The 10805-nt window shown below is 32.9% G+C and carries 11 protein-coding genes and 1 other annotated feature; of the genes, 10 read left to right on the top strand and 1 reads right to left on the bottom strand.

All coding sequences use genetic code 11. The annotated features are described in order from the left end of the window. The first annotated feature begins 103 nt into the window (after positions 1 to 103). The 8 genes from BSD9I1_RS01245 to BSD9I1_RS01280 all read left to right on the top strand — a co-directional run bounded on the left by BSD9I1_RS01245 (position 104) and on the right by BSD9I1_RS01280 (position 7726). Positions 104 to 1369, top strand: coding sequence for a magnesium transporter (locus BSD9I1_RS01245; protein WP_186428782.1), 1266 nt, complete (start codon positions 104 to 106; stop codon positions 1367 to 1369). Between the two features lie 92 nt (positions 1370 to 1461). Beyond that, the gene (sleB, locus tag BSD9I1_RS01250; RefSeq protein ID WP_186428783.1) at positions 1462 to 2199 is read left to right on the top strand and encodes a spore cortex-lytic enzyme; all 738 of its coding nucleotides are present in this window, start codon (positions 1462 to 1464) and stop codon (positions 2197 to 2199) included. Positions 2200 to 2339: 140 nt separating this feature from the next. Beyond that, positions 2340 to 2576, top strand: a binding site (T-box leader). A gap of 84 nt (positions 2577 to 2660) precedes the next feature. Continuing rightward, positions 2661 to 3572: a cysteine synthase A gene (cysK, locus tag BSD9I1_RS01255; RefSeq protein ID WP_186428784.1), complete on the top strand. Its 912-nt coding sequence runs from the start codon at positions 2661 to 2663 to the stop codon at positions 3570 to 3572. Positions 3573 to 3595: 23 nt separating this feature from the next. After that, positions 3596 to 4162: a serine O-acetyltransferase EpsC gene (epsC, locus tag BSD9I1_RS01260; RefSeq protein ID WP_186428785.1), complete on the top strand. Its 567-nt coding sequence runs from the start codon at positions 3596 to 3598 to the stop codon at positions 4160 to 4162. Between the two features lie 6 nt (positions 4163 to 4168). Beyond that, on the top strand, positions 4169 to 5143 hold the full coding sequence (gene queG, locus BSD9I1_RS01265; RefSeq protein WP_186428943.1) for a tRNA epoxyqueuosine(34) reductase QueG: 975 nt from the start codon (positions 4169 to 4171) through the stop codon (positions 5141 to 5143). Positions 5144 to 5184: 41 nt separating this feature from the next. Further along, positions 5185 to 5883: a 1-acyl-sn-glycerol-3-phosphate acyltransferase gene (locus BSD9I1_RS01270; RefSeq protein WP_035304811.1), complete on the top strand. Its 699-nt coding sequence runs from the start codon at positions 5185 to 5187 to the stop codon at positions 5881 to 5883. Positions 5884 to 5902: 19 nt separating this feature from the next. Next, on the top strand, positions 5903 to 6544 hold the full coding sequence (gene nth, locus BSD9I1_RS01275; protein WP_186428786.1) for an endonuclease III: 642 nt from the start codon (positions 5903 to 5905) through the stop codon (positions 6542 to 6544). A 24-nt stretch (positions 6545 to 6568) separates the two neighbouring features. Next, positions 6569 to 7726, top strand: a complete 1158-nt coding sequence (locus BSD9I1_RS01280) for an NADP-dependent malic enzyme (protein WP_186428787.1) — start codon at positions 6569 to 6571, stop codon at positions 7724 to 7726. Positions 7727 to 7798: 72 nt separating this feature from the next. On the opposite strand, the gene BSD9I1_RS01285 is transcribed toward BSD9I1_RS01280, so the two are convergent. Next, on the bottom strand, positions 7799 to 9028 hold the full coding sequence (locus BSD9I1_RS01285) for a competence/damage-inducible protein A (RefSeq protein WP_186428788.1): 1230 nt from the start codon (positions 9026 to 9028) through the stop codon (positions 7799 to 7801). A gap of 302 nt (positions 9029 to 9330) precedes the next feature. Between BSD9I1_RS01285 and BSD9I1_RS01290 the strand changes: the two genes are divergently transcribed. Beyond that, a complete protein-coding gene (locus BSD9I1_RS01290; protein ID WP_186428789.1) occupies positions 9331 to 9906 on the top strand; it encodes a LemA family protein in 576 nt (191 codons plus the stop codon). A gap of 2 nt (positions 9907 to 9908) precedes the next feature. After that, positions 9909 to 10724: a YgcG family protein gene (locus BSD9I1_RS01295; RefSeq protein WP_035304818.1), complete on the top strand. Its 816-nt coding sequence runs from the start codon at positions 9909 to 9911 to the stop codon at positions 10722 to 10724. Positions 10725 to 10805: the final 81 nt, after the last annotated feature.

Genomic DNA, 10805 nt, shown 5'->3' on the forward strand with positions numbered 1-10805 from the left:
TTAAATATGTGCTATGCAGAGGCGTGCTTCTATATTATAAGGTGATTTAAGAAGGACTCTTTATACTAATACGGTATTCCTCTGCATAGGAAGGAGGAATATTATGAAAAGGGTAGAAAGTTTCTTCTTGAGTAAAATTCTCTATAGAAAAGTATATGATGAATTTGGAGATAACATTGGGAAACTATGGGACATTTATGTTACCACAGAAGATGGTATGCCAAGGGCAATCGGCTATAAAATTAAAAAGGATGGGGAAATCTTCAATTATGAGTTTAAATTAATTCAGTTTATTGAAGATGATCATGGCAAAATGATAACCAAAGTAAAGGGTGCCAGAGAAATAATTCCTAGAGCATACTCGTATCTCTTATCTAGGCATCTTTTAGATAAGCAGATAGTAGATATAAATGGGAAAAAGGTAGTGAGAGTTAATGACCTTAGAATGGCAGAAATTGCAGGTGAATATAGGGTGATTGCAGTAGACACAGGAATACTTGCACTAGCTAGAAGGCTGAATATGGAAGTAATTGCCCAAAAGGCATATAATTTTTTCCATAGGAAACCTGGAGATAGTATTATTATGTGGGATAATGTGGAATCATTAGAGATGATAAATAATAATCTTAAGCTATCGGTACCATATAAAAAACTATCAAAGCTTCATCCTGCAGATTTAGCAGATATCTTAGAAGAAATGGACACAAAGTATAGAAGCTTGGTTTTTGAAAGTTTTGATGAAGACTTAGCTGCAAATATATTAGAAGAAATTGAACCAGAAATTCAAGCTAATATCTTAGAAAATTTGAGTCAAACAAAAAGAGCTGAGGTATTAGATAGTATGCCAAATGATGAAATTGCAGATCTTTTAGATGAGGTAGATGAAGAAACAGCAGAAAAGATACTTTTGACATTAGAAAAGGAAGATGCAGATGAAGTCAGGGAACTCATGACCTATGAAGATGAAACTGCAGGAAGTATAATGAATAAGGATTTCATAGCGTTTAACATAGATATTACTGTTCAGGAAACTATAGAAATTTTAAGGGAAATGAAGCCGGATCATGAAGTTATGCATTATATATATATTATAGATAAAGATGAAAAGTTAAAAGGAGCAGTTTCCTTAACAGATTTAATACTTTCCCCCCTTGATGGGAAACTTACGGATATAATGGTTAATGACTTTGCTAAAATAAAAGATAGTGAAAGTATTAATGAAGCAGTTGAATTGTCCATAAAATATGACTTGCTTGCATTACCTGTAGTAGATGAGGAAGAAAAACTTTGTGGAATTATAATAATAAGCGATATAATAGAAGATATATTTGCTCCTACTTGGAGAAAGAAGTTTAAAAAAGCAGGCTAAATTAAGCCTGCTTTTTTCTATTTAATGAGTATTTTTTTTGGAAATATGCAGAAAATATATTTATATACACAATTTTTAAGGAGGACGCAGTAATGAGGAAGTACTTAAGCTTCAGAAAAATTGTACTTTATATGATGGTAGGACTTATAGCATATTTCAGTATATACATCTATTTCACACCTTATAATAAGGCATTAGATGTAATTACATATTATTATGGTTCAAAAGGAGATAGAGTTTCCCAAATTCAACAAAAGTTAAAAAATTGGCAGTATTATGATGGTACAGTAGATGGAATATATGGATATGGAACCTATACTGCGGTTAAGAAGTTTCAAGAAAAGAATGGGCTTAAGGCTGATGGAGTGGTAGGTGATGCTACTTTAAAGGCTCTAGGTATATATATAACTTCACAAAGTAACACATCATCACAGGGCAGCAATGGAAATAATCCAAAACCACCAACAAATACTACCAATAATCAAGATGTGCAGCTTTTAGCAAGACTTATAAATGGAGAAGCAAGAGGAGAACCTTATGAAGGGCAAGTAGCTGTAGGAGCGGTAGTTTTAAATAGAACAAGAGACTCGAGATTCCCATCAACCATAGCGGGGGTTATTTATCAACCAGGGGCATTTACAGCTATAGTAGATGGTCAAATAAATGCACAAATGCAGCAAAGTTCAGTAAATGCCGCTATAGATGCATTAAATGGATGGGATCCTTCAGGTGGAGCAGTATACTACTTTAATCCTGTTACAGCAACTAGCGGATGGATATGGTCACGTCCATTAATAAAGATTATAGGAAAGCATAGGTTTTGTAGATAAGAATTGATGATGATATATATATATATATATATATATATATATTCGGGAATTAATATTGTCCATAAATGTCGTAAATTACATAGTTGACAAATAGAAAATAAAGAATATAATAATATTATATAATCCATAGTAAAATAGTCGGAAATACATTGAAAGAGGAAAGTAATATAAATTGAATTTACAGAGAGGAAATCTAGTATGCTGAGAGGATTTCTATATAAAGATTTATATGAAGTGCCCTCTGGAGTATTGCACCGAAATATTAAGTAGGCTGCAACGGAATCAACCGTTAAATTGATAGAGCATATAATGTGCTTGAATATATCACACAATTTTTTGTGTAGAGTGGAATAACGAATAATAACTTCGTCTCTATAAATTAGAGGCGAAGTTTTTTGTATATAATCTTACATCAATATAAACTTCATGCATAATTAAAATTATAAAAAGGAGATGTTAATATGATATATAACAATGCTTTAGAAATGATAGGAAACACACCTATTTTAAAATTAAATAATATAAATGATAAGAACGCAGCAGAAGTATATGTAAAACTTGAAAAATATAATCCAGGTGGAAGTATAAAAGATAGAGCAGCTCTTGGTATGATAGAAAAAGCTGAAAGACTAGGACTTATTAAAAAAGGAGACACTATAGTTGAGCCTACTAGTGGTAATACTGGTATTGGACTGGCTATGGCAGGAAAGTTAAAGGGGTATAAGGTTATAATTGTTATGCCAGATACAATGAGTATTGAGAGGAGAAATACAATAAGTGCTTATGGAGCTGAGCTAGTGTTAACAGATGGAAAGCTTGGAATGAAAGGCGCAATAGAAAAAGCGGAGGAGCTAGTTAAAGATTCTGAAGGATTCTATATACCTCAACAGTTTGAAAATGAAGCTAATCCAGAAAGACATTATGAGACTACTGCAGAAGAAATAATAAAGGATATTCCAGATATTGATACATTTGTAGCTTCTGTAGGTACAGGCGGAACAATTATTGGAGTAGGAAGAAAACTAAAAGAATTAAAAAATGATATAAAAATCATAGCTATAGAGCCTGAAAAATCTCCACTCATTTCAGGAGGAAAAGCTGCACCTCATAAAATTCAAGGGATAGGAGCTAATTTTATACCAGGAATATATGATGAGAGTGTTGTAGATGAAGTAATTACTGTAACGGATGAAGAAGCATTTGAATATGCTAGGCTTATGGCAAGTGAAGAGGGCATAATGGTTGGAATATCATCAGGAGCGAATATAGCTATTGCACTTAAAGTTGCAAAGAAGCTAGGAGCTGGCAGAAAAGTAGTTACTGTAGCACCAGATGGAGGAGAGAAGTACCTATCAACAGGACTATATGATTAGTAAAAGGAGTTTGAGAAAGATTTATGTTTAGTAAATTGAAATACGATTTAGATTTTGTATTAAAAAATGATCCTGCTGCAAGAAATAGATTAGAAGTATTACTTTTATATCCATCTATTCATGCGTTAATAAATCATAGAATGGCACACTTTTTTTATAAGAAAAACATGTTTTTTATGGCAAGGTTTATTTCTCAAATATCTAGATTTTTTACAGGAATAGAAATTCATCCAGGAGCAACAATAGGGAGAGGGCTATTTATAGACCATGGTATGGGAGTAGTTATTGGAGAAACAGCAGAAGTAGGGGATAATGTAATAATGTATCATGGTGTTACTTTAGGTGGAACTGGTAAAAATAAGGGAAAAAGGCACCCCACTGTTGGAAGTAATGTAGTTATAGGAGCAGGAGCTAAGGTTTTAGGACCAATATCATTAGGTATAAATTCTAAGATAGGAGCTAATGCGGTTGTTTTAAAGGATGTGCCAGAAAACTGTACTGCGGTTGGAATACCTGCAAAAGTTGTAAAATGTGATGATAATCCTATAATAAAAATAGATGATTATAGAAACAAGATAAAGGGATTATAGATGAATATGAATTATAAAGAAAATATAATAAAATTTTGTGAAAACTTGGGTCTAGATACTATAGGCTTTACAGGACTTAGAAGGTTTGATGAATTACATGAGTTCTTAGAATCTAGAAGGCAAGATGGATTGGAAAATGAATTTGAAATAGAAGATATAGAAAGCAGAATAAACCCAATGCTTTATATGGAGGAAGGAAAGACAATTATCTCAATTGCCTTTCCTTATCTCTTTAGCAAAGAGATAAGCCGAGATATATACTTTTCTAAATACACTAGAGGTGGGGACTATCACAAAGTAGTGTCGATGTATTTAAAAAGAATATGTGAATATATAGAAAGTATTGGGGGAAGGTCTAAATATTTTGTGGATAGTAATGCATTGCCTGAAAGATACATAGCACATTTATGTGGTATAGGATTTCTTGGGAAAAATAATATGATAATTACAAAGAAATATGGGTCTTATGTATTTTTAGGAGAAATAATAACAGATTTGTCTATAGAAGAGGATACACCTATAAAATGTGGATGCAATGAATGTGATTTATGCATAAAAGCTTGTCCTACTAAATGTATAAATAAAGAAAAAACTAATCCTAATATATGTTTGTCTTATATAACTCAAAAAAAGCATATTGAAGACGAATGGTTTGATAAAATTAATGGAAGGATATTTGGATGTGATACCTGTCAGGACTTATGTCCTTTTAATAGGTATGCCGAATTATCTAATATAAATGAGTTTAAACCTTTTGAATATATGCAGAGCATAAATGAAGATGAAATTCTAAATTTAAATAATAAAGCCTTTAAGGCCAAATATGCAAGTACTTCTTCTGGTTGGAGAGGAAAAAATATTCTTACAAGAAATACCATGATACATCTTATGAAGAATAGAAAATATAAGGGGCCTATATCCTTTAATTCACCTTACCTTGAGGATTATTATTGTAGACTTTTAAAACATTTCAAATTATAATTTAATTATAATATATTGTTTTGAGGAAAGGTGGAACTAGTATGATTTCTCCATTAGCTGTAAAAATCATATCCAAATTGCCAAGGGGCATGGTATGTTTCTTAGCTAAAAGGATAGTAAATAGATACATGAATAAATATGCACATATAAAGGTTACTGGTATGGAAAATTTAAGAGACATAAAAAAGCCTATACTTTTTATATGTAATCATTTAAGTAATTCGGATGCTTTGGTTTTGATGGAAGTGTTTAAGGATTACGATTTAACGTTTGTAGCAGGAGCAAAGCTTTCAAATAATCCATTAACAAATCTTGGAATAAGCATTGCGAAAACAATAACAATTAAACCAAATACTGCTGATAAGGATGCCTTATCAAGTATAATAAAGGCATTAAGAGCGGGAAATAATATACTTATATTCCCCGAGGGTACAAGAAGTAGAACTGCAAGTTTAATAGAAGGAAAAAAAGGGGCAGTTTTAATTCAAAAGCTATCTAAGGCCACAGTAATTCCAGTGGCAATGCATGGAACAGAAAAGCTTTTGCCTATAAATGATAGTGATATGGGCGGTGAAAAATTTCAACATGCAAAAGTATATGTAAATGTAGGAAAAGCAATAGATATACCTTTAAAAGAAAAGGAAGAAGATAAGCATGATTATGAAGAAAGAATAATTACATGTTTTATGAAAAGTATAGCAGCGCTACTACCTGAGGACTATAGGGGAATATATAAATAGTAAAGGTGTGGTGATTTATTTGGAAAAGGAAAATATAGATAAGGTAATTGAAATTTTAGGAGAAACTTATCCAAATGCAGAATGTGAATTGAATTTTAAATCACCTTATGAGCTTTTAGTTGCTACAATTTTATCTGCACAATGCACAGATAAAAGAGTAAATGTAGTTACTGGTGAATTATTTAAGGAATATAATACTCCTGAAAAAATGGTAGAGTTAACAGAAGAGGAACTAGGTGAAAAGATAAGAAGCTGTGGGTTTTATAAAAATAAGAGCAAAAACATACTGGAGACATCAAAATCTATAATAATGGAACATAATGGAGAAGTGCCAAAAACTATGGAACAGCTTATAAGTCTTCCTGGAGTTGGAAGAAAAACTGCAAATGTAGTATTATCTAATGCATTTGGTGTTCCGGCAATTGCTGTAGATACCCATGTATTTAGGGTGTCAAATAGAATAGGAATTGCTCATGGGAATACTCCTGAACAAGTGGAACAGGAACTTATGACAAATGTATCCAAAGATATGTGGAGTATTACTCATCATTATTTAATATGGCATGGGAGAAATATATGCAAAGCTCGGAAGCCTGATTGTGAGATATGCCCTGTAGCGCCATATTGCAAGTATTACTTAGAAAATGTTTCAACTATTTAAAATTTACATAAAGGGGATGTTGTAATGAATATTAAGGAAGAAGCATTAAAATTGCACAGTGAGAAGAAGGGTAAATTGGAGGTAATAGGAAAAGTAGAAGTTAAGAATAGGCAAGACTTGGCATTGGCATATACACCAGGAGTTGCAGAACCATGTCTTAAAATTGCAGAGGATAAAGAAAAAGCATATGAATATACTATAAAAGGAAATACCATAGGTGTTGTAACTAATGGAACTGCAGTTTTAGGTCTTGGAAATATAGGACCTCTTGCAGGGCTTCCAGTTATGGAGGGGAAAGCATTGTTATTTAAGGAGTTTTCAGGAATAGATGCTTTTCCAATATGCATAGATAGTGAGGATCCAGAAGAAATCATTAAAACTGTAAAGCTTATATCACCTGTATTTGGAGGGATAAACTTAGAAGATATAAAGGCACCTGAATGTTTTTATATAGAAAAGAGATTAAAGGAAGAGCTTAATATACCTGTATTCCATGATGATCAACATGGTACAGCGATAGTGGTTTTGGCAGGACTTTATAATGCACTTAAGTTAGTTGGTAAGGAAATTTCAAAGGCAAAAATAGTTATAAACGGAGCAGGTTCAGCTGGAATCGCTATATGCAAGCTTTTATTAAATGCAGGGGCTCAAAACATAGTTATGTGTGACATTAAGGGTGCATTAGTAGAGGGAGATGAAACATTAAACTCAGCACAGCAGGAAATTGCAAAGGTTACAAATAGGGAAAAAGAAATAGGAACATTAAAAGATATTATAAAAGGAAGAGATGTATTTATAGGAGTTTCTGCACCTAATATAGTAACTAAAGAAATGGTAAGTACTATGAATGAAGAGAGCATACTATTTGCTATGGCAAATCCAACACCTGAAATAATGCCTGATGAAGCAAAACTAGGTGGAGCAAGAGTAGTAGCTACAGGAAGATCAGATTTTCCTAATCAAATAAATAATGTTTTAGTATTTCCAGGAATATTTAAGGGAGCCCTAGAAGCAAGAGCAACAGGAATAACTGAAGAAATGAAACTTGCAGCAGCAAAGGGAATTGCAAGTATAGTTAAAGATGAAGAACTAAAAGATGATTATATAATTCCGGATGTATTTAACAAGGCAGTATGTGAAGCGGTAGCAAATGAAGTAAAAAGAATAGCAAGGAACAGTTAATTAGGGGTAAGGAACTAGGTGCTAATAAGGGTAGGAATTTAATGAATGTGTAAATTCTACCCTTATTAGCACCTATAAAAGTTTTCTTCTTAAAAAATCCAATACAGAAGTTACAGTTCTTTCACGCACACTTTGCCTGTCGCCAGGTAAGTTTAATTTCTTCACATAAGTGTTACCTTTTATATAAAGCCCAATGTATACAAGGCCTACAGGTTTTTCATCTGTCCCACCATCTGGTCCTGCAATGCCTGTTATTGAAATGCCTATATCAGTACCAGAAGTTCTTGCGACTCCTTCAGCCATTTCTATTGCAGTATTTTCGCTTACTGCACCGTAAGTTTCCAAGGTTTCTTTTTTTACACCAAGCCTTTTCATCTTAGCTTCATTACTATAAGTAACACATCCGTCCATAAATATTCCAGATATGCCAGGATAGTTTATAAGCCTTCCTGAAAGAAGACCGCCAGTACAGGATTCTGCAGTAGATAAGCTTAGTTTTTTTTCAATTAGCATTTGAGCTACTACGTTTTCTAATGCAGTTTCTCCTTCGCCATAAATATTCTCACCTATAATATCACGTATTTCGCTTTCTACAGGAGATATAAGTTTAAATGCCTCTTCTCTATTTGAAGCTTTAGCGGTAATTCTCAAAGTAACTTCATTTTCCTTTGCATAAGGAGCTACAGTAGGATTGGTTTGATTTTCTATTATATGAGATATTTGAGTTGCTACAGAAGATTCCCCAATACCACAAATTCTTAAGGTCTTAGATATTAAAATACCCTGCTGAAACTTTTTAAGATATGGAACAACGTAATTTTCAAACATAGGTTTATTTTCCTTAGGGGGACCAGGCAGTAAGATAAGAATTTTACCGTTATCTTCTATAATGCAGCCAGGAGCAGTGCCATGATAATTGGCAAGTACAATTGAACCTTCTGGAAAATAAGCTTGTTTTTTATTGTTTTCAGTTAAAGTTCTATTAAGAGTTTTAAAAAAAGCATCTATTTTATCTAAAGATTCCTTATGAAGTACTAATTTTTTATTAAAGTAAGCAGAACCTACTTCCTTTGTTAGGTCATCTGTAGTAGGACCAAGTCCACCTGTAGTTATTACTATATCAGATCTTTTAAAAGAAGTTTTTAATTCCTCGGTGAGTCTTTCTGAATTATCTCCAATTACAGATTGATGGTATACAAAGATGCCCATATCTGCAAGAGATTTTGAAAGATACTGAGCATTAGTATTTATTATATCTCCTAAAAGAATTTCTGTACCCACAGCAATAATGTCAGCCTTCATTATCAACCACATCCTTATTTTTATATATTATTATTTTATCACAAAAAAAGCTTTTAGACGTTGTATGGATTTATAAAAAGTTTTAAAACCATATTGAGTTTAAGTTAATGTCTTAATAATTATAATGATAACTTTAAAGAGAATTACATATACTGATTAAGGGAAATATAATATGTACCAAACTGATGTAGTGACTAGAAAGGAGTAAAATTAACTAAAAGCTAACAAATAGCAGAATTGACAACTATAGCTATATGCTTGATAATTAATCTAACATAATAAAAAGGAGAGTGTATGGCAGTATGAATAAAACCTTGAAAACTGTACTAATAGTGCTGGCAGTAATTTTAGTTCTAGTGGCACCAGTAATATCTAGTTATAACAAGATGATTACTTTAGATCAAAAGGCTAAAAAGGCAGAGTCCAATATAGATACTCAATTAAAAAGAAGGTCTGACTTAATTCCTAATTTAGTGGAAACGGTAAAGGGATATGCAACTCAAGAAAAGGATATATTTACCGACATAGCTAATGCTCGTGCCAAACTTGGAGGAGCACAATCTGTAGGAGAAAAAGCTAATGCAGACAGTCAATTATCTGGAGCACTTGGAAGACTTTTAGTGGTTGTAGAACAATACCCACAATTAAAATCCAACGAAAATTTTAGAGACTTAACTACAAATCTTGAGGGAACAGAAAATAGAATAAATATAGCAAGGCAAGATTATAACGAAGCTGTGGATGAGTATAATACAAGTATAAGAAAGTTCCCAGCGTCTATAGTAGCTTCTATATTTAGATTTGAGCAAAGAGAATATTATAAAATTGATGAGGGCTCAAGAGAAGTACCTAAAGTAGATTTTGATATGGGCAAATAAGTATGAAAAGATTATATAAGCTTTTAATATGTATTATAGCGGTTCTCTTTTTGCTGCCTGCACCTGTGCAAGGTGCAGAAATAAAATTTCCCTCACCAACTAATTTAAAGTATGTAAATGACTATGTAGGAGTGCTTGACGAGGAAACTAAAGCATATGTAGTATCTGTAGGGAAGGAACTTGAAGATAAAACAGGGGCACAAGTTACCACAGTTATAATAAATTCATTAGAAGGAAGCGACATAGAAACTTATGCAAATAAGCTTTTTAGGAGTTGGGGAATAGGACAGCAAGGGAAAAATAATGGCCTTTTAATTCTTATTTCCATGAAAGATAGACTTAGAAGAGTTGAAGTAGGAAAAGGTCTTGAAGGTGCTGTGCCAGATACCCTAAGTGATAGGATTATGGAAAACCTATTTAAACCTCCTTTTCAAGCTGGGGATTATAGTAAAGGAATAAGGAATTCTTATTCAGCCTTTGCAGATGCTGTGGCTAAAGAATATAACGTTACATTAGAAAAAAATAAACCTGTAAATTTAAAAGGAACTACTTCAAATGCCGATAGAAGAACATCCAAGGTCCCAGGAATTATAATAGGGCTTTTAGTTCTAGATTTCTTATTAAATAGAGGAAGAATAACGAGAACGCTATTAGAATTAATGTTTTGGAGTTCCTTCTTTGGTGGAAGGGGCGGCAGAGGAGGCCCTGGCGGCTTTGGTGGCGGAGGCTTCGGTGGAGGTAGTTCGGGAAGTTCCGGTGGATTTGGAGGTTTTGGAGGAGGGAGCTCTGGTGGAGGAGGTTCCTCAGGAGATTGGTAGGATATAACTAACGTATTGATATAAAGTTTAAAATGGTAATAACAATAAAGTTAAAGCTCTCATGGAATACCGTGAGAGCTT

The organism is Clostridium sp. BSD9I1 (genome assembly GCF_900185645.1).
In the GTDB taxonomy this organism is placed as follows: Bacteria; Bacillota; Clostridia; order Clostridiales; family Clostridiaceae; genus Clostridium_AK.

Coding starts and splice junctions, on each gene's coding strand:
- cysK (WP_186428784.1), top strand. CDS start 2,661: ATGATATATAACAATGCTTTAGAAATGATAGGAAACACACCTATTTTA.
- BSD9I1_RS01285 (WP_186428788.1), bottom strand. CDS start 9,028: ATGAAGGCTGACATTATTGCTGTGGGTACAGAAATTCTTTTAGGAGAT.
- sleB (WP_186428783.1), top strand. CDS start 1,462: ATGAGGAAGTACTTAAGCTTCAGAAAAATTGTACTTTATATGATGGTA.
- BSD9I1_RS01270 (WP_035304811.1), top strand. CDS start 5,185: ATGATTTCTCCATTAGCTGTAAAAATCATATCCAAATTGCCAAGGGGC.
- BSD9I1_RS01295 (WP_035304818.1), top strand. CDS start 9,909: ATGAAAAGATTATATAAGCTTTTAATATGTATTATAGCGGTTCTCTTT.
- BSD9I1_RS01290 (WP_186428789.1), top strand. CDS start 9,331: ATGAATAAAACCTTGAAAACTGTACTAATAGTGCTGGCAGTAATTTTA.
- queG (WP_186428943.1), top strand. CDS start 4,169: ATGAATTATAAAGAAAATATAATAAAATTTTGTGAAAACTTGGGTCTA.
- BSD9I1_RS01280 (WP_186428787.1), top strand. CDS start 6,569: ATGAATATTAAGGAAGAAGCATTAAAATTGCACAGTGAGAAGAAGGGT.
- epsC (WP_186428785.1), top strand. CDS start 3,596: ATGTTTAGTAAATTGAAATACGATTTAGATTTTGTATTAAAAAATGAT.
- BSD9I1_RS01245 (WP_186428782.1), top strand. CDS start 104: ATGAAAAGGGTAGAAAGTTTCTTCTTGAGTAAAATTCTCTATAGAAAA.